Annotated in this window: 23 protein-coding genes and 1 tRNA gene; 13 read left to right on the forward strand and 11 right to left on the reverse strand. The window is 62.3% G+C overall.

Annotated elements, in window-relative coordinates; all coding sequences use genetic code 11:
* Positions 1-110 precede the first annotated feature (110 nt).
* From ACIQH5_RS04530 to ACIQH5_RS04540, 3 genes are read left to right on the forward strand one after another with little or no spacing between them, the layout of a single operon-like run.
* Positions 111-791 (forward strand): TetR/AcrR family transcriptional regulator, encoded by a 681-nt coding sequence (locus tag ACIQH5_RS04530; RefSeq protein WP_400400688.1) that lies wholly within the window; start codon positions 111-113, stop codon positions 789-791.
* A complete protein-coding gene (locus ACIQH5_RS04535; RefSeq protein WP_400400690.1) occupies positions 788-1,822 on the forward strand; it encodes an ABC transporter ATP-binding protein in 1,035 nt (344 codons plus the stop codon). The genes ACIQH5_RS04530 and ACIQH5_RS04535 overlap by 4 nt, the downstream gene beginning before the upstream one ends.
* Positions 1,815-2,615, forward strand: coding sequence for an ABC transporter permease subunit (locus tag ACIQH5_RS04540; RefSeq protein WP_400400692.1), 801 nt, complete (start codon positions 1,815-1,817; stop codon positions 2,613-2,615). Before ACIQH5_RS04535 ends, ACIQH5_RS04540 begins: the two co-directional genes overlap by 8 nt.
* An 11-nt stretch (positions 2,616-2,626) precedes the next feature.
* Here ACIQH5_RS04540 and ACIQH5_RS04545 read toward each other — a convergent pair whose 3' ends face one another.
* Positions 2,627-3,172 carry an acyl-CoA thioesterase gene (locus ACIQH5_RS04545; protein ID WP_400400694.1) on the reverse strand — a complete coding sequence of 182 codons (546 nt, stop codon included), beginning with the start codon at positions 3,170-3,172 and terminating at the stop codon, positions 2,627-2,629.
* Between the two features lie 175 nt (positions 3,173-3,347).
* On the opposite strand from ACIQH5_RS04545, the gene ACIQH5_RS04550 reads away from it, so the two are divergent.
* Both ACIQH5_RS04550 and ACIQH5_RS04555 read left to right on the forward strand, forming a co-directional pair.
* The gene (locus ACIQH5_RS04550; protein ID WP_400400696.1) at positions 3,348-3,569 is read left to right on the forward strand and encodes a hypothetical protein; all 222 of its coding nucleotides are present in this window, start codon (positions 3,348-3,350) and stop codon (positions 3,567-3,569) included.
* Between the two features lie 46 nt (positions 3,570-3,615).
* The gene (locus tag ACIQH5_RS04555; RefSeq protein WP_400400698.1) at positions 3,616-4,407 is read left to right on the forward strand and encodes a potassium channel family protein; all 792 of its coding nucleotides are present in this window, start codon (positions 3,616-3,618) and stop codon (positions 4,405-4,407) included.
* 161 nt (positions 4,408-4,568) lie between these two features.
* Here ACIQH5_RS04555 and ACIQH5_RS04560 read toward each other — a convergent pair.
* Both ACIQH5_RS04560 and ACIQH5_RS04565 read right to left on the reverse strand, forming a co-directional pair.
* A tRNA-Tyr gene (locus ACIQH5_RS04560) sits at positions 4,569-4,650 on the reverse strand.
* A 128-nt stretch (positions 4,651-4,778) separates the two neighbouring features.
* Complete coding sequence (locus ACIQH5_RS04565; protein ID WP_400400700.1) at positions 4,779-5,066, reverse strand: hypothetical protein; 288 nt, start codon at positions 5,064-5,066, stop codon at positions 4,779-4,781.
* Between the two features lie 182 nt (positions 5,067-5,248).
* Here ACIQH5_RS04565 and ACIQH5_RS04570 point away from each other — a divergent pair, with 182 nt between their 5' ends.
* The 4 genes from ACIQH5_RS04570 to efeB all read left to right on the forward strand — a co-directional run bounded on the left by ACIQH5_RS04570 (position 5,249) and on the right by efeB (position 9,454).
* On the forward strand, positions 5,249-5,740 hold the full coding sequence (locus ACIQH5_RS04570; protein ID WP_311214629.1) for a YajQ family cyclic di-GMP-binding protein: 492 nt from the start codon (positions 5,249-5,251) through the stop codon (positions 5,738-5,740).
* Between the two features lie 218 nt (positions 5,741-5,958).
* Positions 5,959-6,813, forward strand: a complete 855-nt coding sequence (efeU, locus tag ACIQH5_RS04575) for an iron uptake transporter permease EfeU (protein WP_400400702.1) — start codon at positions 5,959-5,961, stop codon at positions 6,811-6,813.
* A gap of 56 nt (positions 6,814-6,869) precedes the next feature.
* Positions 6,870-8,042, forward strand: a complete 1,173-nt coding sequence (efeO, locus tag ACIQH5_RS04580) for an iron uptake system protein EfeO (RefSeq protein ID WP_400400704.1) — start codon at positions 6,870-6,872, stop codon at positions 8,040-8,042.
* Positions 8,039-9,454, forward strand: a complete 1,416-nt coding sequence (gene efeB, locus ACIQH5_RS04585; protein ID WP_400400706.1) for an iron uptake transporter deferrochelatase/peroxidase subunit — start codon at positions 8,039-8,041, stop codon at positions 9,452-9,454. Before efeO ends, efeB begins: the two co-directional genes overlap by 4 nt.
* 90 nt (positions 9,455-9,544) lie before the next feature.
* Here efeB and htpX read toward each other — a convergent pair whose 3' ends face one another.
* Complete coding sequence (gene htpX, locus ACIQH5_RS04590; protein ID WP_062073338.1) at positions 9,545-10,414, reverse strand: zinc metalloprotease HtpX; 870 nt, start codon at positions 10,412-10,414, stop codon at positions 9,545-9,547.
* Positions 10,415-10,535: 121 nt separating this feature from the next.
* Entirely contained in the window at positions 10,536-11,807 is a 1,272-nt protein-coding gene (locus tag ACIQH5_RS04595) for an MFS transporter (protein ID WP_400400708.1), read from the reverse strand.
* A 91-nt stretch (positions 11,808-11,898) separates the two neighbouring features.
* Between ACIQH5_RS04595 and ACIQH5_RS04600 the strand changes: the two genes are divergently transcribed.
* The 4 genes from ACIQH5_RS04600 (at position 11,899) to ACIQH5_RS04615 (ending at position 15,466) form a co-directional block, all read left to right on the forward strand.
* A complete protein-coding gene (locus ACIQH5_RS04600; RefSeq protein ID WP_400400710.1) occupies positions 11,899-12,696 on the forward strand; it encodes a hypothetical protein in 798 nt (265 codons plus the stop codon).
* A gap of 30 nt (positions 12,697-12,726) precedes the next feature.
* Entirely contained in the window at positions 12,727-13,203 is a 477-nt protein-coding gene (locus ACIQH5_RS04605) for a Fur family transcriptional regulator (RefSeq protein ID WP_017199873.1), read from the forward strand.
* Positions 13,204-13,217: 14 nt separating this feature from the next.
* Positions 13,218-14,699: a catalase gene (locus ACIQH5_RS04610; RefSeq protein ID WP_400400712.1), complete on the forward strand. Its 1,482-nt coding sequence runs from the start codon at positions 13,218-13,220 to the stop codon at positions 14,697-14,699.
* A gap of 131 nt (positions 14,700-14,830) precedes the next feature.
* Complete coding sequence (locus ACIQH5_RS04615) at positions 14,831-15,466, forward strand: DUF2461 domain-containing protein (RefSeq protein ID WP_400400714.1); 636 nt, start codon at positions 14,831-14,833, stop codon at positions 15,464-15,466.
* 140 nt (positions 15,467-15,606) lie between these two features.
* Here ACIQH5_RS04615 and ACIQH5_RS04620 read toward each other — a convergent pair whose 3' ends face one another.
* The 6 genes from ACIQH5_RS04620 to ACIQH5_RS04645 all read right to left on the reverse strand — a co-directional run bounded on the left by ACIQH5_RS04620 (position 15,607) and on the right by ACIQH5_RS04645 (position 23,429).
* Complete coding sequence (locus tag ACIQH5_RS04620) at positions 15,607-17,160, reverse strand: amino acid permease (RefSeq protein ID WP_400400716.1); 1,554 nt, start codon at positions 17,158-17,160, stop codon at positions 15,607-15,609.
* Between the two features lie 163 nt (positions 17,161-17,323).
* Positions 17,324-17,740, reverse strand: coding sequence for a DUF779 domain-containing protein (locus tag ACIQH5_RS04625; protein WP_400400718.1), 417 nt, complete (start codon positions 17,738-17,740; stop codon positions 17,324-17,326).
* Positions 17,740-18,750: an alcohol dehydrogenase AdhP gene (adhP, locus tag ACIQH5_RS04630; protein WP_400401083.1), complete on the reverse strand. Its 1,011-nt coding sequence runs from the start codon at positions 18,748-18,750 to the stop codon at positions 17,740-17,742. The genes ACIQH5_RS04625 and adhP overlap by 1 nt, the downstream gene beginning before the upstream one ends.
* Positions 18,751-18,854: 104 nt before the next feature.
* Positions 18,855-20,378 carry an aldehyde dehydrogenase family protein gene (locus ACIQH5_RS04635; protein ID WP_400400719.1) on the reverse strand — a complete coding sequence of 508 codons (1,524 nt, stop codon included), beginning with the start codon at positions 20,376-20,378 and terminating at the stop codon, positions 18,855-18,857.
* Between the two features lie 96 nt (positions 20,379-20,474).
* Positions 20,475-21,818: a GAF domain-containing protein gene (locus ACIQH5_RS04640; protein ID WP_400400721.1), complete on the reverse strand. Its 1,344-nt coding sequence runs from the start codon at positions 21,816-21,818 to the stop codon at positions 20,475-20,477.
* Between the two features lie 150 nt (positions 21,819-21,968).
* Positions 21,969-23,429, reverse strand: a complete 1,461-nt coding sequence (locus ACIQH5_RS04645; protein WP_400400723.1) for an FAD-dependent oxidoreductase — start codon at positions 23,427-23,429, stop codon at positions 21,969-21,971.
* Positions 23,430-23,542: the final 113 nt, after the last annotated feature.

Raw genomic sequence — 23,542 nt, forward strand, 5'->3', positions numbered from 1 at the left:
GGCTCCCTGTTCGCTGTCTGCGTCACCGGGAATAAACGCCCATGCCAAAGTTTTCCGTGGGTCGCCTAAACCCCTTGTTACTGATTGAACAAGTGTTTAGTCTATGGAACATGCGTTCAAGCGCAGAGGATCTAACCACCCGGGCCCGCATCCGCGACGCCGCCATCAGGCTCTTCGGCCGCGATGGATTCGCCCGCGCCACCGTCAGGGACGTTGCCTCTGCCGCCGGCGTCAGTCCAGGCCTGGTCATCCATCACTTCGGAAGCAAAGCCGGGCTGCGCGATGCCTGCGATCACCATGTCCTCGCGCAAACAGCAACACAGGGTCGCGAAAAAGCCGATCCGGTATCCACACGGCAGCTCATCCAGGACTACATGAACCACCCGGACCAGTACGCCGACGAAATCACGTACATCCGACGCACCCTCAGCGATGAGTCCGCGGCCGGCGACGCCTTCTTCGACGCCGTTGTCAAGCAAACCCAGGACATCATCCACGCCGGGATGGAGGCCGGAACCATACGGAAGTTCGACGACGTCCGCTCCACCGCCGTCGTGATCGCCTCCAACAGCCTCTCCATCCTCATGCTGGGCCGGCACCTCTCACGGACGCTGGGGGCCGTAGGCCCGGAGTCCCACGGCATCGGCCCCGAACTCCTCCGGCAACTAACCCTGCCCGCCCTGGAGATTTACACGCACGGCTTCTACACCGATGCGCGGTTCCTGGACGCGGCCCGCCAAGCCATCAATAACAACACCAGCACCAGCACAGGAAGGGAGCATGCCCCGTGACCCACGCGATTGTGGTGGAGGGTTTGCGAAAGAAGTTCGGATCCCGGGAGGTCCTGCACGGACTCGACTTCGCGGTGGAACCAGGAACAGTGTTCGGCGTCATCGGACCGAACGGAGCGGGCAAGACCACCACCATGCGCTGCCTGCTGGATATTATTCGGCCCAGCGCGGGGTCCATTTCCGTGCTGGGACAGGATCCCCGTTCGGCCGGAACAGCGCTGCGCCGCAGGATCGGCTACCTTCCCGGCGAGCTCCACCTGGAGAACAGGACCACGGGGCGCCGCATGCTGGAGCACTTCGCGGCGATCAGCGGGCCGGTGGACCCCCAGCATGTCAACCAACTCGCCGAACGGCTGAACCTGGATCTCGATCGCCAGACCCGGAAACTCTCCAAAGGCAACAAGCAGAAGCTCGGACTGCTGCAGGCTTTCATGCATAAGCCCGAACTCCTGGTGCTGGACGAACCAACCAGTGGCCTGGATCCGCTGGTTCAGCAGGTGTTCCACGCGATGGTTCGCGAGGCAGTGGATGATGGCGCAACGGTGTTCCTCAGTTCGCACGTCCTCAGTGAAGTACAGCAGGCCGCCGACGCCGTGGCCATCCTCCGTGACGGCGAAATCGTCACCGTTTCCACCGTGGAGGAGCTCAGGACGGCAGCGGTCCGGCAGCTGCGCTTCAACAGCACCGGGACGGAAGCGCACGACGTCGGCGCGCTGCTGGCTCGCGTACCCGGCGTCGCCAACGTCGCTGTCCGGGAACTCAAGGCCGACGGCCACGCTGCCCCAACAGTCGAGGCCACGGCGACGCTCTCCGGCCAGGTTCAGCCCTTGGTCCAGGAACTGGCCAGGTTGAACCTGACGGATCTGGTCCTCGAAGAACCGGACCTGGAGGAAGCCATACTGAAGCTGTACGCCGTCCCGTCGGATCTGCCGGGCCAGCCTCCGGGGCCGAGCCAGCCCACAGGGCCGGACCAGTCTTCGGGAAACGGTCACTTACCTGGCCGGCACGTGGAAGGAGCACACCGTGCCTAGGATCCTCCCCCTGTTCACCAAGGCCATGAGCGACTCGTGGCGTTCAACGCTGGCGTGGGCAGTGGGCTTGTCGGCGGCCTGCATGCTGTATCTGCCGCTCTATCCCTCGATCGGTGGCAGCGCGCAGATGCAGGACCTGATCAATGCCCTTCCTCCCGAAATGACAAAGGCCCTGAACTACGATCAAATCGCCTCGGGACCCGGCTACACCCAGGCCACCATGTTCGGACTGATCGGATTCCTGCTGATGTCCATGGCCTCGATCAGCTGGGGTGCCGCGGCGGTGGGCGGCGACGAGGAGTCCGGCTTGCTCGAACTGACGCTCGCCCACAGCGTCACCCGCGTGCAGGTAGTCCTGGAACGCACCCTGGCGATGGTGGTTCGTGTTGCGTTGCTTTCGGTCCTCGTTTTCCTGCTGGTGCTGGGACTGAACGGGCCCTCGCAACTTGGCATCGACGTCGGGCATCTCGCCGGGGCGGTGCTGCTGTTTGCCGCACTGGCCTTGCTGAGCGGGACTGCAGCCCTCTTCGCCGGTGCGCTGAGCGGCCGGAAGATCTACGGGATCGCAGCTGGTGCCGCAGTGGCCGTGCTCGGGTACGTGTTCAACGCAGTAGGACGGCAAAGCCCCGACGTCGAGTGGTTGCTGAACCTTTCGCCATACCACTGGGCGTACGGCAATTCCCCGGTAGCCAACGGCGCGGACTGGGGAGCTACCGCGGGTCTATATGGAATCTCTGCAGCGCTGATCGTGCTCGGAGCCGTAGCGCTGCAGCGCCGGGACGTAGGGGTCTAGCTCCAGATGTCTTAGCGCCAGACGTGCGGTGCCGGACGCCTGGCTCCGGGAAGGGCGTTGTTTTCGCGCCACTCGTGGATCCACTCGGGCAATTCGAGGTCAGCCGGTGGCGCTCCGAACTCAGCAATGATTTCTTCCTGCGTGACGGGCTTGCCCTTGCTGACCAAGCGGGTGGCGATGTGCGCCCGGGCGTAAATCTCACCGTCCACCACCATGCGCTGTTCAAAGTAGATGGCCTTGGTGTCCAGCCCGATGATGCGCGTCTCAATGGTGTAGCGCTGCCAAAGTTGCAGGGACTTGCGGAAGGCAATGGTTTCACCCGCTGCCACCGGGCTCCAGCCACGCTTGCGCATCCGTGCCCAGATGCCGCTGCGGACCATGAGGTCGAACCGGCCGAGGTCCATCAACGAGAAATACATGCCGTTATTGACGTGCATTGCGATGTCGATGTCAGTGGGCAGAACCCGCAGTGGCAGCGACGATTCCTCCCAAACGCCCAAGGGCGAGCGCTTGGAGGACGTGAACAGCAACATGAGGGTGCGAAGAAGCAGATGCATGACTCAATGTTACCCATCAGTAACTTCGCGGGGAATACGGGGACCGCATAGTGGACCCGGTTCGTGGACGAAGCGGGTTTATGTCCAACGTTTGCACTAACGTTTACCGCTGGTTCATGAAAGACGTGCACAATATCTGAAACTCGTATTGATGGAACACACAAGGGGGACACCTTTGAGCACGCTGCAAACCGCCAGGCCGCAAGGTGATGTTTGGCCTGAACTCTCCCGCCACCAGCACGTGGTCCTCCAGGATGCCCGCGGCAACCGGATCGAAGGAACCATCGATGGAATGACCAACGATCGCAGTACGTTGTGGATCCAACTCAAAGGCGGCCTGGGGCGTCAACTGATCCACCATCTGGACGGCTACTGGCTGGAGACACCGGCCTCCTGATCCCTTGTAGTAAAGGCAGGGCTTTCGCTGTGGCTAGTATTCCCGTATGACTCAAGCGCGATACAGGGACCTGGTTGAATGGCCCCTCATGGCCACAGCATTGATTTTCCTCACGGCTTACGCGTGGCAAGTCATAGGTCGCGTCAGCGGGACCGACGCAATCCCCTTCGAAGTGATTCTCTGGATCACGTGGGGAATTTTCGCCTTGGACTACTTCGTCAATCTTTGGCTTGCCGAGGACCGCATGCGGTGGTTCCTCTGGAATCTCCACGAACTCCTCATTGTGGTGCTCCCCTTCTTCCGGCCACTCAGGTTGCTGCGGCTGGTCACGTTGCTCTCCGTCCTGCAGCGCACGGTGGGCGAAACACTGCGCGGACGCGTGGCCACGTACGTTGCCGGTGCCGCTGCAATGCTGATCCTCATCGGGGCGCTGGCCGTGCTGGACGTGGAGCAGAACGCTCCCGACGCCAAGATCCTCAATTTCGGGGACGCCGCCTGGTGGGCCATCACCACCATCACCACTGTGGGTTACGGAGACCTCTACCCTGTGACTCCCATCGGCAGGATGGTGGCTGCCGCCCTGATGATGAGCGGGATCGCGGTCCTGGGTATTGTCACGGCCTCCATTGCCTCGTGGCTCCTGCAGCGCATTGAGGAGAATGCCGAGGGCGTGGCCGCAGCAGCGGAAGTCAAGGCTGCAGCTGCCGAAGAACCGGTCCGCGCCGAGATGGCGGACCTCGTGACCGAAATCGCGGCCCTTCGGATGGAGATTGCGGAACTCCGGCAAGCCACGGAGATCCGGCAGGGCACGCAGGTCGGTCAGGAGAGGGAGGCGTAGTCCAGGCGTCGGACTCTCTCCCGTGCCGTCACCACCTTCTTTGAGCACGAATCTCGCGCGACATGCCGTAGTTTGCGGCGTGCCCGGCCCGGACGAAAATGGACGTCCCCAGGTACACAAAAAAATCCCCGGAACCAGTGGTTCCGGGGATTTTCCTTGGGTGGCAGATGAGGGATTCGAACCCCCGTAGGCGTTGCCAGCTGATTTACAGTCAGCCCCCTTTGGCCGCTCGGGTAATCTGCCGAACTTCAAAAGAAGATCACTTCCGGAGACCGTTTCTTTTAGATCCGGTAACCGAAGGCAGAGACAACCTTACAGAACTTTCCGCGAAGAATCTAATCGGCGCCGGACGCCTGGGATTTAGCGGGATTTCAGGCTTCTCCGAGGATCCTGCCAGCCAGTTTGGCCTCAAACTTTTCGGCTTGCTCGGCAGTGATCTGGTTGAGCTGCACAGCGCGCAGCAAGTCCGCGTGGACTCCATCCATCCGGGAGGCAGCGTCAGGGACCGGGCTGAGGACGATCGAGGCGGCGACAGCCGCGGCAGCTACGGCACTTGCTGCGGCAACCGCGGCCGTACCAAGGGAACCTGCGGCTGCACCAATGGAACCTGCTGCTGCAGAAGCGGATTTGCTGATGGACTGGACGGCCTTGCTGCTCATGCTGATCCTCCGTGGATGCGTTCTTCCAACTGGTACAACTCTCAACCTGCTGCCTCAGTTCCAACCCTGCATGCGCTGTGAGCGAACTGTGAAAGAACTCCCCGGCCCCAAGCCGCGCCTTCCGTACTAGGCTGGATGCCAGACCAACCCGCCCTCACAGGGCCCCCAACCTAAGGAGAGTCATGGCAGGCGAATCCACATTCGACGTCGTAAGCAAAGTAGACAAGCAAGAGGTTGCCAACGCGCTCAACCAGTCGCAGAAGGAAATCGCCCAGCGATACGACTTCAAAGGCGTCGGCGCTGAGATCGACTTCAGCGGCGAGAAGATCCTCATGAAGGCCAACTCCGAGGACCGCGTCCTGGCCGTCCTGGATGTCTTCCAGTCCAAGCTCATCAAGCGCGGCATCTCCCTGAAGTCCCTGGACCAAGGCGAACCCTTCCCCTCCGGCAAGGAATTCCGCCTGGAGTGCACCATCAAGGAGGGCATTGCCCAGGACATCGCCAAGAAGATCAACAAGATCATCCGCGATGAAGCCCCCAAGTCGGTCAAGTCCCAGATCCAGGGTGACGAACTCCGCGTGACCTCCAAGTCCCGCGATGATCTGCAGGAGACCATGAACATCCTCAAGAAGTTCGACGAGGCCGATCTGCAGTTCGTGAACTTCCGCAGCTAGCACCCTCGCAAAAAAGCACCGGGGCACTCAACGGCCTCGAAGCCGGGACGCACGCTCACCAGGGCGCTGTGTCCCGGCTTTTTGTTGCCTAGAAACTACACCGACTGTCGTAATGAGCCTGCGCATTAGCACACGATTAGTTTGCGTAATAGTCAAGTCACAGTATCCTTCTTCCTTAGGCGAACCTAAGTACGGTTCCCCTTAGTGAAAGAACTTCCATGACCGCCAATTACCTGATCGGCCTGCGCGAAGGCCTTGAGGCCTCACTCATCGTGGTCCTCCTGATGGCTTACCTCATCAAGACCGGCCGGCGGCATCTGATCTCCCGTGTATGGATGGGCGTAGGCCTCGCAATCGCCATTTCTCTTGGCTTCGGCGCTCTGCTGACCTTCGGCCCGCGTGGCCTCACGTTCGAGGCCCAGGAAGCGATCGGCGGCGGCCTGTCCATCGTGGCGGTCGCGCTGGTGACCTGGATGGTCTTCTGGATGGCCCGCACGGCGCGCAGCCTGGGCGGCGAACTCCGCTCGCAAGTGGATAAAGCAGCCGACGGCGCCGCCTGGGGCCTTGTGGTGGTTGCTGCACTGGCCGTGGGCCGGGAAGGCCTCGAAACCGCCCTGTTTATCTGGGCAGCAGCCCAGGCCACCGGCGAAACCACGTTGCCCTTGCTCGGTGCGCTGCTTGGCCTGATCACGGCCGCCGGGCTCGGATACCTGCTGCACCGGGGAGTCCTGAAGGTGAACCTGGGCCGCTTCTTCACGTGGACAGGTGTTGGCCTGATTATTATTGCCGGCGGCGTCCTGGCGTATGGGATCCATGATCTCCAGGAAGCCGGCATCCTGCCCGGCTTGAATAACCTGGCCTTCGACGTTTCAGCGGCCATACCGCCGTCGTCCTGGTACGGGACCTTGCTGAAGGGCACCTTGAACTTCTCCCCCGCCACCACTTGGCTCGAAGCCGCAGCCTGGGTGCTCTATGTGATCCCGGTGCTGTTCCTGTATCTCCGGGCCAACCGTTCGTCGCCGCCCAAGGCTTCCAGCGCCGCCTCAGTCTCTGCAATCGCAACACAGGCTTAGGCCACCACCGTCTTTCCGGGTAACTCCCGTCACGCCCTTCAACATAAGGACCCATCATGCTCGGATCCCCCAAACTTCGCAGGACCCTCGCCGTTATTGGCGCCGCCACAGCAGTGCCGCTGGTACTTGCCGGCTGCACTGACAACACCAAGACCTCGGGCGCCACAGACGGCCCCATCCAGGTGAGCAGCACCGCCAACGAGTGCAAGGTGTCCACGGGCACCGCGCCGAGCGGCAACCTCACTTTCGCCGTGAAAAACGAAGGCACTGAGGTTACCGAGTTCTACCTGCTGGCTGAGGACGGCCTGCGGATCCTGGGCGAAGTGGAGAACATCGGCCCCGGAATCACGCGCAACCTGGTGGTCACCGCCCCGGCCGGCAAATACAACACTGCCTGCAAGCCCGGGATGCAGGGCGAGGGCATCCGTGCCTCGTTCGAAGTCACCGAATCCGGCAACAAACCCAGCGTGGACGCCGACTTCCAGAAACTCCTGGACAACGGATCCCAGCAGTACGCCGCTTACGTCAAGGACCAGACCGAGCAGCTCATTGTGGGTACCAAGACGTTCGCTGAGGCGTTCGCCTCCGGTGACGCCGCCAAGGCACGCGAGCTCTACGCCTCCACCCGCATGCACTGGGAGCGGATCGAACCCGTAGCTGAGTCCTTCGGCGACCTCGATCCCAAGTTGGATGCCCGCGAAGCGGACCTTGAGCCTGGCCAGGAATGGACCGGCTGGCACCGTGCCGAGAAGGACCTCTTCCCGCCTGCGGAATACACGGCCATGACGCCGGCCGAGCGCACCGCCATCTCCACGCAGCTGGTAGCAGACACCGAGGACCTGGTGACCCGCACCCGCACGGTGGAACTCACGCCGGACAAGCTCGGCAACGGCGCAAAGGAGCTCCTGGACGAAGTCGCCACCGGCAAGGTCACAGGTGAAGAGGAAATTTGGTCCCACACCGATCTTTGGGATTTCCAAGCCAATGTTGACGGCGCACGCATCGCCTTTGAGAACCTGAAGCCTGCGCTTGAGCAGAAGGACTCCGAGCTCGCCAAGTCCTTGGACGAGAAGTTCACGGCCCTCCAAACCGAGCTCAAGAAGCATGCCAAGGGCGACGGCTTCGTTTTCTACAACGAGCTGAGCCAGGACCAGGTCCAGCAGCTCGCTGCCTTGGTCGATTCGCTGGGTGAGCCCCTCTCCAAGCTCACCGCAGCCGTGGTGCTATGAGCGGCTGCCCCTTCGGGCACACCGATGCGGACGCTGAGCGCCCAAGCGAGGGTGCCGCCGTCGTAACCTCCCGGGAAGCGGCCGACGGCGGTGCAGCGGCTGCCGCTGAAAGCCGCCGCAACGGCGTCTCCCTGAAAGGTGTCTCCCGACGGGGACTGCTCTCGCTGGCCGGGGTTGGCGGCGCGGGCGCGGTAGCTGGTCTGGCTGCCGGGTTCCTGGGACATGACGCGTTATCTGCCGCTGCTGCGTCCGCAACGGACACCAGCACCGGCGAAGCGGTGGTCCCGTTCTTTGGCGAGCACCAGGCCGGCATCACCACCCCGGCCCAGGATCGCCTGCACATGGCCGCTTTTGATGTCACCGCTGAAGACCGCAAGGAACTCATCAAGCTCCTCAAAGACTGGACTGCCGCGGCTGAATCCATGACAACCGGCCTCCCCACTGGTGCGACGGGCGCTGTGGACGGGCCGTACGATGCCCCGCCTGAAGACACCGGTGAAGCGTTGGATTTGGCGGCTGCGAAATTGACGCTGACATTCGGTTTTGGCGCGGGGCTGTTCGAGAAGGACGGGAAGGCGCGCTTTGGTCTGGAGGGGCGCCGCCCGCAGGCCCTGATCGATCTTCCGCATTTCCCCGGGGACGATCTTCAACCGGGCCGCACGGGTGGGGACATCGTCATCCAGGCTTGCGCTGATGACCCCCAAGTGGCAGTCCACGCTATTCGGAACCTTGCACGGATCGGCTTCGGCAAGGTCCGGGTCCGGTGGTCTCAGTTGGGTTTTGGACGCACGTCCTCTACGTCCCGTTCACAGGTGACTCCCCGGAACCTGTTCGGGTTCAAGGACGGCACCAACAACCTCAAGGTCGAGGACAACGCGCTGCTTGATGAGCACGTGTGGGTAGGCGCGGGCTCCGCGGGCGAGCAATGGATGAACGGCGGCAGCTACCTGGTGGCGCGCAGGATTCAGATGCACATTGAAATCTGGGACCGGACCTCCCTGCGCGAACAGGAAGGACTAATTGGCCGCACCAAGGGAGTTGGCGCTCCGTTGTCCGGCGGGGACGAGTTCAGCACGCCGGATTTCGCCATGGCCGGCCGAAACGGCGATCCGCTGATTCCCATGGATGCCCACATGCGCCTTGCCCACCCGGACCAGAACAACGGCGTGAGGATGTTGCGCCGTGGCTACAACTTCACGGACGGCTCGGACGGGCTGGGACACCTCGACGCCGGGCTGTTCTTCATTGCCTTCGTCAAGGATCCCCGGACCCACTACGTCCCCATGCAGCTGGCGTTGGCTAAGAGCGACACCTTGTCCGTGGAGTATTTGAAGCACACCGGCTCGGGGCTCTTTGCGGTGCCTCCGGGTATCCAGGCGGGCGGTTTCATCGGCGAGGGGCTGTTCGTCTAGGAGTGGTGGCCCCGCACCGCCGTCGTGAAGCCGCTGTTCCGTTGTTGGCCAACAACAGAACAGCGGGTATGCGACGTGTTCAGCAGGAACCTAGGAAAGCGGGCGTCCGGCCATCCGTTCCAGTCGGCTGATCCGTTCCTTCATGGGCGGGTGTGTGGAGAACATACGCCTCATCCCGCCGCCGCGGAACGGGTTGGCGATCATCAGGTGCGAAGCATTGACCAGCCGCTGGTCCTGCGGGAGCGGCAATTGGCTGACCCCGGATTCGATCTTGCGCAGGGCTGAGGCGAGCGCCAGGGGGTCGCCGGTGAGCTCCGCGCCGTCCTCGTCGGCGTCGAATTCCCGGGTGCGGGAGATCGCCATCTGAATCAGCGAGGCCGCGAACGGCGCAAGCAAGGCCATGGCGATGGTGGCCAGCGGGTTGGCGTTGCGCCGGTCGCCGCTGCCGAAGATCAGCAGCATCTGCCCCACGGAGGTGATGACACCGGCCACGGCAGCTGCAACGGACGACGTCAGGATGTCGCGGTTGTATACGTGCATCAGCTCATGACCCAGGACGCCCCTGAGTTCGCGGGCGTCCAGCAGGTGGAGGATGCCCTCGGTGCAGCACACGGCAGCGTTCTTGGGATTGCGTCCTGTGGCGAAGGCGTTGGGTGTCATGGTGGGCGAAAGGTAAATCCGCGGCATGGGTTTGTTGGCTCGCACGGACAGCTCCCGAACAATCTGATAGAGCTGCGGCGCCTGCGCCTCGGTGACGGGGTAGGCAGCCATGGAACGGATGGCGATCTTGTCGCTGTTCCAATAGCCATACGCAGTGGTCCCCACACCGATCAGCGCCATGATCCAGATGGGCGTGGTGCTGCGCGTCCCGGCCGCGATGATGGCGCCCAAACCCAACAACACCGCCCACAGCACACCGAAGAGCGCCGCTGTCTTGAGTCCATTGTTGTGTTTATGCACGCTTGTTCTCGTCGCTTTCCTCGTCTGTGGCAGGGGTTCTGTACGCATTAACGCCGACGCCGCCCGCCGTGTTCCGTTGTCAGCCTACGTTGGCGCTGTGGCTGACACGGTTCAGGCGGGGTCAGGGCACAGGATGCTTGGCATCGTAGGCGACGAATCCGGGCTGCATTCGGGAGGCCACCCATGCCAGGAGAATGCAAAGCAGGCCGCCGAGGAGCAACACCCCGCCTTCGCTCAGGAACTGGGTGACTCCGCCGGCAAGCATGTCCCCCACCCTGGGCCCTCCGGCCACCACCACAATGAACACACCCTGGAGCCGGCCCCGCATGTGGTCCGGCGTGGCTGACTGGAGGATAGTGGTGCGGAAGACGGCACTGATGGAGTCCGATATCCCTGCGAGGGCGCAGCACAGGGCAGCCGGGATCAGCCACGCCGTGACGCCGTCGCGGCCGGAATCCCCGGCGAGCAGCACCACCAGACCGAAGCCGGCAATGGAAGCGCCCCAGCCAATCACCGACCACACCACGGCGCTGCCCTGCTTGCGAACCCTCCCCAGGGGCCCGGAAAACAGCCCGGCCAGGAAAGCACCCACGGCTGTGGAGGCGAGCAACACACCCACGGTTGTTTCGCCGCCACCGATCATCACTGCCCCGATGGCAGGCATCAAAGCCCGGGGTTGGGCACAGATCATGGCGATGAGGTCAATGATGAACGTCATGCGAACGTTGGGCCGTGTCCCCAGAAACCGGAAGCCCTCCACCACGGAGCGCAGCCCCGGCCGTACGGCATCCTTGGACGGCGGCAGGGGCGGGAGTTTGAAGAGCCCCCACAGCGCGAACGTAAAGCTGATCACATCGATGGTGTACGTCCAGCCGAATCCGATGGTGGCCACAAGGACACCAGCCAGGAGCGGCCCGGCGGTCATGGACAGACCGAACGTCAGCATGCTCAGGGCGTTGGCCGCGGGAAGCAGATCCTTGCGGACCAGCAGCGGGATGATGGCGCTGCGGGCCGGGCCGTTGATGCCCTGAGCGCCGCTTTGTACGGCTACCAGTGCGTAAAGAAGCCAAATGTTGCCGATTTCCAACCACGCCTGCAAGGCCAACGCGGCCGTGGTGGCCCATAGGACAAGCGACGCAACGAGGGCAACTTTCCGGCGATCGTAGGCGTCCGAAACGGAGCCCCCGTAGAGCCCGGCAATGACCAGGGGCACCAGGGCAAAGATGCCCAGGAGGCCCACGTAGAAGCTCTCCTGTGTGAGTCGGTAGACCTCCAGGCTGACAGCCACCAAGGTCAGTTGGGTTCCGATGGCAGCCACCGATGCCCCCAGCCAGAGCCGCCGAAAAGCTGGGCTCTCCTTCAAGGGGGTGATGTCTGCCAGTAGTTTCGCCACCGTCCTACCTTAACGATCATTGCGGCAACCTCCCGCAACTCTCCCTAGGTGCGGGAACGCTTGGTAGGCTCACCCCGGGGAAGGAGTTGACATGGGCTTGGAGCGACGTTTGCTGTACCGTTCGGGGTTTTGGGAGATCGCCCGGCCACGCCATCCCCTGACGGCCGGGCACATTCTGATCCGGCTGTCCGATCCTTCCACTGAATTCGCGCAGGCCTCGGCCTCCGACTGGCTCTTCTGCCACAACCTTGTACGCGCCGCCCTTCATGACGTCCTCGGGGCTACCCGCTTCGCGGTGATGTTCGCCCACCGCTGGCACCCGCTGGGCTCCGCCATCGGCGAGCCTGTGGCTGAGTCTTCAACTCCCACGTTCCACGTGTTCGGCCGCTGGGACGGAGAAACCACGACGCCGGGGGCTCAGCTTTCGTTGCCGGCCCACCGTCGCCTCGGGGAGCCTGATCACCCCATGGAAACTACCGACGCCGCAGTGCGTGAGGCGCTTCGACGGAGGCGATCCGAGGCCGCCGTGAGTTCCGGGCCTCAGGCGGGCGACGCCGTCGTGCCCGCTTCTGGCTTAGGTTCGGCCGCTTCTGATTCAGGTCCGCTGGCTCGGGCGGTGCAAACAGGGCCCGGTCATACGGTCATTGAGCCTGTCCGTGCTGTGGCGTCTGTTCGCGGGATCCTGCCGGTGGAACTGCTGGCAATGGCGGCTGCCCTGGCTGAGCTTCCCCTGAGTGGAGGCCTGAGTGGATTCAGTTGCGTGGCCGTGGAATCGGAGTCGGCGGGTACTCCGCTGCGTGTCCATGCGTTGGGCCGGTCAGCCGCTGAAAAGGTCAATCCGCTGGAGGATCTGCTCCGTTCACCGGAAGTTAGCCTTGCCTTATTGTGAACTCCTCAAAATAAGTGTTTCAATGAATGCATGACAGATCACACCGCCGAGCAAGCAGAATGGGCAGCCGCCCTGCATGCCCACGGCCGGCGTGTGACCAAACAGCGGCTGGCAGTACTCGCCGCAGTCCAGCACCATCCGCATTCCCCGGCAGAAGGCATTCTTGCCGCTGCCCGCAAAGAGCTTCCTGAACTGACGGCGCAGTCCGTTTACGTAGTGCTCAGCGACCTCACGGACCTGCAGATGCTGCGCCGCTTTGAGCCACCGCACTCCCCGGCACTTTACGAAACCCGGGTGGGTGACAACCACCATCACGCCGTCTGCATCAGCTGCGGCAAGGTGGAGGACGTGGATTGCGCAGTGGGCCACGCACCGTGCCTCACCCCGCACTGGGATGAAAATTCCAAGCCCATGACCATCCAGATAGCAGATGTCCTCTACCAAGGCATCTGCCAGGATTGCCAGTCCAAACAACAGCTTCCCGTAACTTCCGTAACTCAGAAATAAGAAAAAGGAGAACAATGACTGCCATTTCAACAACTCAGTCAGGTGCCCCCGTTACGTCCGACGCGCACTCGAAGTCCGTCGGCGCTGACGGTGCCATCATCCTCACCGACCACTACTTGGTGGAAAAGCTTGCGCAGTTCAACCGCGAGCGGGTCCCGGAGCGTGTAGTGCACGCCAAGGGTGGCGGCGCTTTCGGTACGTTCAAGACCACCTCGGACGTTTCGGCCTACACCAAGGCTGCCTTCCTCCAGCCGGGCACCGAGACGGACATGCTGATCCGCTTCTCCTCCGTTGCAGGCGAGAACGGCTCTCCCGATACCTGGCGCGACCCCCGCGGTTTCGCCGTGAAGTTCTACACCTCCGAGGGCAACTACGACCTCGTTGGCAACAACACCCCCGTCTTCTTCATCCGCGACGGCATCAAGTTCCCGGACTTCATCCACTCCCAGAAGCGCCTCCCGGGCAGCCACCTGCGTGACGCTGACATGCAGTGGGACTTCTGGACCCTCTCCCCCGAGTCCGCACACCAAGTCACCTGGCTCATGGGCGACCGCGGCCTCCCGGCTTCCTGGCGTGAAATGCAGGGCTACGGCTCGCACACCTACCAGTGGATCAACGCCGCCGGCGAGCGTTTCTGGGTCAAGTACCACTTCAAGTCCAACCAGGGCGTCAAGACCATCACGGGCGACCAGGCTGAGCAGCTTGCAGGCTCGGACGCGGACTTCTACATCCGCGACCTGCAGGAAAACATCGCTGACGGTAACTTCCCCTCCTGGGAACTGCACGTCCAGGTCATGCCGTACGAGGATGCCAAGACGTACCGCTTCAACCCGTTCGACCTCACCAAGGTGTGGCCGCACTCTGACTACCCGCTGATCCACGTGGGCACCATGGAGCTGAACAAGAACCCGGAGAACTACTTCGCGCAGATCGAGCAGGCCACCTTCGCGCCGTCGAACTTCGTACCGGGCATTGCCGCTTCCCCGGACAAGATGCTGCAGGCCCGCATCTTCTCCTACGCCGACGCACACCGTTACCGCGTGGGCACCAACCACGCACAGATCCCGGTGAACCAGCCGAAGAACCAGGTCAACAACTACAGCCAGGATGGCCAGGGTCGTTTCCTGTTCAACTCCCCCTCCACCCCGGTGTACGCACCGAACTCGGTAGGTGGCCCGGCTGCTGTTGAGCCCACCTCACCGGCCGGCGGCTGGGAGAACGACGGCGAGCTCACCCTCTCCGCCCACACCCTGCACGCTGAGGACGACGACTTCGGCCAGGCCGGTACCTTGTACCGCGAGGTCTACGACGACGCTGCCAAGGCCCGCCTCCTGGACACCATCACCGGTGCCGTTGGCGGCGTGAAGCACGCCGACATCAAGGAACGCGCCATCCAGTACTGGACCAACGTTGACTCCGAGCTCGGCGCCAAGCTGCGCGCCAACCTCGGAGCAGGCCAGACCGAGTCCGACGCCGAAGCAGCCAACAAGCTCTAAGCGTCTTAGCTCTCCTGCTTTCCAGGAACACCCCGTTGCGGATCGCTCCGCGGCGGGGTGTTCTTTTTGTTTTTCCACATAGGCTTCTTTGGCTATGGCCGGGCGGATCTTCGGGTCCCTAGGATCCTTCTATGAGTACATTCGAGGGCATCCCAACCGCCGCATTCCGTTTCTACGCCGAGCTTGAAGAGAACAACAACCGTGAGTGGTGGCTGGAGCACAAAGCTATCTACGACGCCGAGGTCAAGGAGCCGCTGGTGGGTCTCCTTGCGGAGCTGGAGCCGCAGTTCGGGCCGGCCAAGATCTTTCGGCCCAACAGGGACGTCAGGTTCTCCCAGGACAAGTCTCCGTACAAGACAGCCCAAGGCGCCTTCGCTGCCGGGCAGGAGGGTGTTGGCTTCTATCTCCAGATCAGCGCCGACGGCCTGCTGATCGGCGGCGGATACCACTCTCATACGCCAGCCCAACTGGCACGTTTCCGGGCTGCCGTGGATGCTCCAGACAGTGGATTGGAGCTGCAGGGAATCGTTGACGCGGTAGCGGCGGCAGGATTTGCCGTCGAGGGTGAGAAGCTCAAGACCGTTCCGCGGGGCTTCGATAAAGACCATCCACGCGCCGAGCTGCTCAAGCACAAGTCGTTGTCAGCGAGCGTTGAGGTGGGTCAACCGGAGTGGCTGTACACTCCATCGGCCCGGGAACAGATCGCCGCCCGGTGGGAAGCGCTGAGGCCGCTGGTGGAGTGGGTCGGAGAGCATGCGGCGCCGTAGCTGGCCCGGTGCCGTAGGTACGCCGGTGCAGTAGCTGCGCTGGTGCCGGTGAGGACACGCAAAAGCGCCCGGAAACCTATGGCTCCCGGGCGCCTTTACATGAATATCAGGCAGCTGTCTGACAAGCTGCTCACATTGGTCTATACCTTGGTGAAGGTGTTTTCGTCCTCATCGCCCTTGGGCTGGCGGTTCTCGGAAGCGCCGTCAACCGAGGCCTTGGCCGCGGCGAACTTCTCGTTCAGCCGTGAGTGGCGCTGGCCGTAGGCGAAGTAGATGCCCATGCCAATGACCAGCCAGATTGCGAAGAAGATCCAGGTTTCAACGGCGAGGTTGGTCATGAGGTAGAAGCAGAGCACTGCGGAGACCCACGGCAGGACCTTGCCGAACGGGACGCGGAAGGCGGGCTTCAAGTCCGGACGCTTCTTGCGCAGCACCAGGATGCCCAAGCTCACCATCACAAACGCGGAGAGCGTTCCGATGTTGATCATTTCCTCAAGCAGGTCCACCTTGGTGACACCTGCGACTATGGCCACCGCTGCCCCACAGATGATCTGCAGACGGGCCGGCGTCGAGCGCTTTTCGCTGGTCTTGGACAGCGAGCGTGGCAGGAGTCCGTCGCGGCTCATGGCCAGGACCACACGGGACAGGCCCATGAGCAGCACCATGATCACGGTGGTCAGGCCCACCAGGGAACCGAAGGCAATGACCTTGGCAGCATCCGTATTGCCCACGGCCTCGAATGCCGTGGTCAGGGTGGGGTTCTTGACCTCGGCCAATTGCGTGTACGAGACCATGCCGGTCAGTGCGAGGGAGACCAGGATGTAGAGCAGCGTGACCACTGCCAGGCCACCGAAGATACCGCGGGGAAGGGTCTTCTGCGGGTTCTTGACCTCTTCGGCGGACGTTGCCACCACGTCAAAGCCGATGAAGGCGAAGAACACCAGGGCTGCACCGGCGAAGACACCCAGAGTTCCGTACTGCGCCGGAGCAGCGCCGGTGAGGAAGCCGAAGAACGACTGCTTCATGACGTCCGCAGCACCGGAGTCGGTGGGCTCGGAGGCAGGAATGAAGGGAGTGTAGTTGGAGAACTTCACGTAGCTGAAACCAACCACGATTACGAAGAGCACTACGGCAATTTTGATCAGGGTGAAGACGTTGCCGACGCGGGCGGACAACTTTGTCCCCAGCACCAGCAGTACGGTGAAGATCGCGACAATGAGGAAAGCGCCCCAGTAGAGATCGATGCCGAAGACGCTGACTGACGGCGGCATGTCCACGCCCATCAGGCCAAAGACTGTACTGAGGTAGATGCCCCAGTACTTGGCGATCACCGCTGCGGCGGTGAAGAGCTCAAGGATGAGGTTCCAGCCGATGATCCAGGCCAGGACCTCGCCCATGGTGGCGTAGGTAAAGACGTAGGCGGAGCCCGCCACGGGAATCGCGGTGGCGAATTCGGCGTAGCACATGATGGCCAAAGCACAGGTGACAGCTGCAATGGCAAAGCTGATGGTGACGGCGGGGCCGGCAAAGTTTGCAGCAGCCTTGGCACCGACGGAGAAGATACCGGCGCCGACAGCAACGGCGACGCCCATGATCATCAAGTCCCAGGTGCTCAGGCTGCGCTTGAGCTTGCGACCGGGTTCGTCGGCATCGGCGATCGACTGCTCGATTGACTTGGTCCTGAAAATGTTCATAAAAATGCCACATTCTGGATGGGAGTGGTATAGGACTCATCAAGAATAGTGTCCGGTGAATGGACGGCCATATTTATCCCAGATAGTGAGACGGCCTGTGAGAGGCGAGGTGGGTGTGACTGGTGGGACGGGAACGGCTGCCCCGCCCCACCAGTTACCTTCCCTAGACGCCAGGCACGTCCCAGTCCATGAGGGTGGAACGGATGAGGAATCGCTTACCTTCAGGAGACTCAACAGAAAATCCGCTGCCGCGCCCAGGGACCACATCCACGGTGAGGTGGGTGTGGGACCAATAGTTGAACTGTTCCTTTGACATCCAAAACTCAAGCGGTTGCGGATCCCCGCCGGTCCCAATATCGAATCTGCCGAGGAGGACATCGGAGTCCCCGGTCAGGAACTCCCCCGCCGGGTAGCACATGGGTGCGGAGCCGTCGCAGCAGCCGCCGGACTGATGGAACATGAGCGGCCCGTGCTGCTCCCAGAGCTTGCGGAGCAGTTCCACGGACACCGCGGTGAGCGCCACCCGGGAGAAATCTTCCCCGGGCAGCGTCACTGCGGCCTCCATGCTGATGGTGTTCATCAGAACTTCAGCACCACACGGCCGTCGATCTTGGCGTGCTTCATCTCGTCAAACACTGCGTTGACCTCGGAGAGTTCCCTGGTTGAGACTGTGGGCTTGATCTTTCCCTGGGCATAGAACTCCAGCGCTTCTTCAAGGTCCTGGCGCGTGCCCACAATAGAGCCCCGGACCGTAAGTCCCTTGAGGACGATCTCGAAGATCGGCGCCGGGAAGTCTCCCGGCGGCAACCCGTTGAAGACGATGGTTCCACCGCGCCGTGCCATGCCGATCGCTTGGCCGAACGCCGAGGGGTGCACGGCCGTGACCAGAACACCGTGGCATCCGCCCGTTTCGCGCTGGATGACTTCCGCGGGATCCTCGTGGAGTGCGTTCACCGTAAGTTCGGCACCGTGCTCACGCGCCAGGGCCAGCTTGTCATCGGCAATGTCCACCGCGGCTACCCGCAGGCCCATGGCTACGGCGTACTGCACGGCGATGTGGCCCAGGCCGCCGATGCCGGAGATGGTGACCCACTGTCCCGGCCTGGCCTCGGTCATCTTCAAACCCTTGTAGACCGTGACGCCTGCGCACAGCACGGGCGCAACCTCCACCGGATCCGAACCTTCCGGAATCCGCGCAGCAAATCGGGTGTCCACCAGCATGTACTCACCGAACGAGCCGTCCACACTGTAGCCGCCGTTCTGCTGCGACTCACACAAGGTTTCCCAGCCGGTCCGGCAGTACTGGCAGTCTCCGCAGGCAGACCAGAGCCAGGCGTTGCCTACCATCTGGCCGATCTCAACATCCGTGACGCCCTCGCCCAGGGCTACTACTTCTCCCACACCTTCATGGCCCGGGATAAAGGGTGGCGTCGGCTTGACCGGCCAGTCGCCTTCGGCGGCGTGCAGGTCGGTATGACATACCCCCGAGGTAATGACGCGGACCAGCGCCTGCCCGGGACCCGGCGTCGGCCTTTCCACTTCCTTGATCTCGAGGTCGGTACCGAACTTCGTGACTACTGCTGCATGCATGGTGGTCATTGACGATCTCCTTTGATCTGAACGAAATGATGCGAGTTGTTGTACAGCTGATGCCCCTAAAACGGCTCCATGAGGGCATCTGCTGTACAAAACTTTTAGAAGAAGCCGAGCTTGTTCTCGTTGTAGCTGACCAGGAGGTTCTTGGTCTGCTGGTAGTGGTCCAGCATCATGGCGTGGTTCTCACGGCCAATACCTGAGGACTTGTAGCCACCAAAGGCGGCACCTGCCGGGTAGGCGTGGTAGTTGTTGACCCACACACGGCCAGCCTGGATTTCCCGGCCCGCACGGTAGGCCACGTTTCCATTGCGCGACCACACGCCGGCACCCAAACCGTAAAGAGTGTCGTTGGCGATGCCGATTGCGTCGTTGTAGTCGCTGAACTTGGTGACGGACACTACCGGGCCGAAGATCTCCTCCTGGAAGATACGCATCCGGTTGTGGCCTTCAAAAATGGTGGGCTGGACGTAGTAGCCGCCGGCCAAGTCGCCGGACAGTTCCGCGCGGGCCCCACCAGCGAGGACCTTGGCGCCCTCCTGCTTTCCGATGTCGATGTAGGACAGGATCTTCTCCAGTTGGTCATTCGAGGCTTGGGCGCCAACCTGGGTATCGGTGTCCAGCGGGTTGCCCTGGATGATCTTGTTGGTCCGGGCCACCGCGTCCGTCATGAAGGAGTCGTAGATGCCCTCTTGGACCAGTGCGCGGGACGGGCAAGTGCACACTTCGCCCTGGTTGAAGGCAAAGAGTGTGAAGCCTTCCTGGGCTTTGTCGTAGAAGGCGTCGTTCTGGTCCGCAACATCGTCAAAGAAGATGTTGGGGCTCTTGCCACCAAGTTCCAGGGTGACAGGAATGAGGTTGTTGGAGGCGTACTGGCTGATGAGGCGCCCCGTGGTGGTCTCACCCGTGAAAGCGATCTTGCGGATCCGGGAGCTGGAAGCCAGTGGCTTTCCAGCTTCGACACCGAAGCCGTTAACAACGTTTACTACACCGGCTGGGAGAAGGTCACCGATCAGCTCCATGAGGACCAAGATGGAGGTGGGCGTCTGCTCGGCGGGCTTGAGCACCACGGCGTTGCCTGCTGCCAGCGCCGGCGCCAGCTTCCAGACTGCCATGAGGATGGGGAAGTTCCACGGGATGATCTGGCCAACAACGCCCAGCGGTTCCTTGAAGTGGTAGGCGGTGGTGTCCTCATCCAGCTGGGAAAGGTGGCCTTCCTGCGCGCGGACTACGGAGGCGAAGTAGCGGAAGTGATCTGCTGCCAACGGGATGTCGGCATTGAGGGTTTCGCGGACGGGTTTGCCGTTGTCCCACGTTTCCGCCACCGCCAGGAGCTCCACATTCTCGTCAATGCGATCGGCGATCTTGTTCAGAATAGCTGCGCGTTCCGTGGCGGACGTCTTGCCCCACGAGGGTGCAATTTTGTGCGCGGCGTCCAACGCCAGCTCGATGTCCTCGGACGTGCCCCGGGCAACTTCGCAGAAGGCTTTGCCCGTGACGGGGGTGATGTTCTCGAAGTAGCCGCCCTTGACAGGGGCCACCCACTCGCCGCCGATCCAATTCTCGTAACGGTCCTTGAACGTGACCTTCGAACCCTCGGCACCCGGCTGTGCGTAAACAGTCATTGCTAGCTCCTTTGCTGCGAATCACGGTGGCTATCGCCATTGATTCGAGCCTAGGAGTCTGGAGGTTGCAGCCAGGTTGCAACCGTGTGAGTCAGCTCACGCCGTCATGTCGGTTTCGATCCGCTCGAGGTCAGCCACCACGGACGCCCGCTTGGGTGAGCGCGGCGGCAGAAGCTTCAGCACCGCAAGGCGGAGGTCGACGTCGTACTTCGCCTCGGGCAGCTCAGCGTACTTGAGGAGCGAATCAACGCTGCCGTCGCTAAGCAGCGCCTCACGCAGCAGGTGCGAAACCCTCTCACGCAACTGCACGACGCCGGGAGCCTCCGAGCGAGGCAGCAGCCCACCTTTGTAGATTTCCAAGGCAATGCGGTGTGCGCCGCGCTGCAGGCAACTCAGGACCTGGCCGGAGTCCGGCAACAGCTCCACAGGCAAACGATACGGACGGGACTCCGGAACCGCGTCCGGGCTGAGTTCGTGAATGACTTTCCGTAGCCGCACCATTTCCGCGCGGAGGGTCACCGCAGAGCCGTCCCCCGGATACAGCTGCGTGCAGAGGTCTTCAGCACTGAGTCCGGCGGGGTGGCTGCTGAGGATGGCCAGGATTTCGCTGTGCCGGGCAGAGAGGGAAACCGTGCGGCCGTCTATGCTGAGCAACGCTTGGTCGCGGCCCAACAGCTGCAGGCTGTTCCGGTACAAGACGTGACCGGAGGCGGCGGCCGAGTTCCGGCGTCGAGGTTTGTCCTTGACGGCAGCGGCGAGCGTCAGGCGTTCAATGCGCAATTGGGCCTGGGCGGCAGCAACTGTTGCCTCCACCAAGGAAAGAGTGTGCGCGGCAACAGCGGTTTCCGTGCCGGTGATGTCCACAACACCCAATACTGCACCGGAATCGGGATCATGGAACGGAACAGCCGTACAACTCCACGGGTGCACGGAGCGCTTGAAATGCTCCGCCCCGGAGATCTGGATACTGCGGTCCAACGCAAGCGCGGTGCCAGGTGCGCTGGTGCCCACCGAGGCTTCCGACCAGTCAGCGCCGGCCACGAACATCATGCCCTCCGCGCGGCGCTGCATCACCGGGTCGCCGTCAACCCACAGGAGCCGGCCGACGTCGTCCCCCACAGCCACCAACAAGCCACTGTCATGGCTGGGTTGAACCAGGAGCTTCTTGATGACAGGCATAATCGTGGCCAAGGGATGCTGCCGGCGGCACTCCTCCAGCTCATCGCGGTCCATGGCAAGAGGCGCTTCGGCAACATCAGGATTGGCTTGAAAGCTCGCCGAACGCTGCCAGGACTCACGGACCAAGCGGCGCAACCCGATGATGTCCTCAGGCACCCCGGGACGCAAAGAATCCAGGCGTTCATGCCCAACCAAGGCACGCTTCTGCAATAACGCCGCGGCATCGCTGCCAGGAACGGGTGGATGGACTGGATTCCTCATCGAACTCCCTGATAGTCCCCAACAACAGTGCGCTGCACGTGTGATGGGCGGGACAGTACCCAGCAGTCTAGTTCCAGGGCTGGAGTTTTTGTACAGCTAATGCCCTCATGGCCCCGGTTTAAGGGCATTACCTGGACAAAAACTCACCCGTCAGCCGCGGGAGATCCGGATCATTTCCTCGCGTGGAACAACCTTGATGCGCTCGCGGACCACACCGCCACCTTCGACGGCGGACCCGTCACCAAACGTTTCGCCGGAAGTCCACGCAGCACCGAGGGCAGCCTCGTGGGCATCGAGCCTGTTCCAGCCCTCCCACGTGGTGTATTCAATGCCGCGTTCCTCCAGCAGGTCAATGATGGCCTGTGGGTCCGGGTTCTCCGCCGGAGGAAGATTGAGCCTGTCCTCAAGCAGGAAGCCAATGGTCTCCAGAGCATCGCCCTTGGTGTGCCCGATCAGCCCCACCGGCCCGCGCTTGATCCAACCCGTGGCGTAGATTCCCGGCACCGGCTCTCCGTCGGCACCCAAGACGCGACCGCCGTCGTTCGGTATGACGCCTCGGCGGGCGTCGTACTCCAGCTCCTCCAACGGCGAACCGTGATAGCCGATTGCCCGGTAAACCGATTGGACCGGGTACTCGATGAACTCTCCAGTGCCCTTGACGTTGCCCGTTCCGTCCAGCTGCATTCGTTCGAACTTGATGCCGGAGACCTTTCCGGGCGTCTCAGCCGAGTCAAGAATCTCGACCGGGCTGTGCAGAAAGTGCAAGTGCAGGCGGCGCGATGACGGCTGTTCCGATTCTGCGTGCTCCTCCACCAGCCAATTGGTCATGGTGTTGACCATGGTCTTGATCTGGTTGTTGGTCTTGATGGCCTCATCCGACGCTTCGTCGAACTCGAAGTCCTCCGGGTACAGGACAATGTCCACGTCTTTACAGTGGGACAGCTCGCGCAACTCCAACGGAGTGAACTTCACCTGTGCCGGGCCACGGCGGCCGAAAACATGGACGTCTGTGACCGGCGACTTCTTGAGCCCGGCATACACGTTGTCCGGGATCTCCGTGACCAGGAGTTCCTCAGGGTGCTTGACCAGCATCCGGGCCACATCCAGGGCTACGTTGCCGTTGCCGATCACGGCGATTTCCTTGGCGTCAAGCGGCCAGTCGCGGGGAACGTCCGGGTGTCCGTCGTACCAGGACACGAAGTCAGCGCCCCCAAAGGAGCCCTCCAACTCGACGCCCGGAATGTTCAGGTCTGCGTCCTTGATGGCACCGGTGGAGAAGATCACGGCGTCGTAGAACGCGCGGAAATCATGGAGCGTGAGATCGCGGCCGTAGGTCACGTTGCCGAGGAACCGGATATCGCCGCGGTCCAAAACCTTGTGCAGGGCATTGACGATTCCCTTGATGCGCGGGTGATCCGGGGCCACACCGTAGCGGATCAGGCCGTACGGCGCCGGATATGCCTCGAAGAGATCAATGCTGACCTCCACGTGCCCGTCCTTGACCTCGTTGGATTTGGTCAGGATGTCCGCGGCGTACACGCCTGCGGGTCCCGCGCCAACGATCGCGACACGAAGCGGACGATTGGGGGTTGTTGCGGCTGAGTTGGACACCGTTAGCCCTTCCGAAGCAGTGAGCCACGCCGTTGTTGGGGCGCGCAGAATCCAATTCTAGGGGTGCGCCCAACACCGGGCCGCTTATATGGCAGGAGTCACAGAAATTGATA

This window comes from Paenarthrobacter sp. NPDC091711, from assembly GCF_044756605.1.
Classification (GTDB): Bacteria; Actinomycetota; Actinomycetes; order Actinomycetales; family Micrococcaceae; genus Arthrobacter.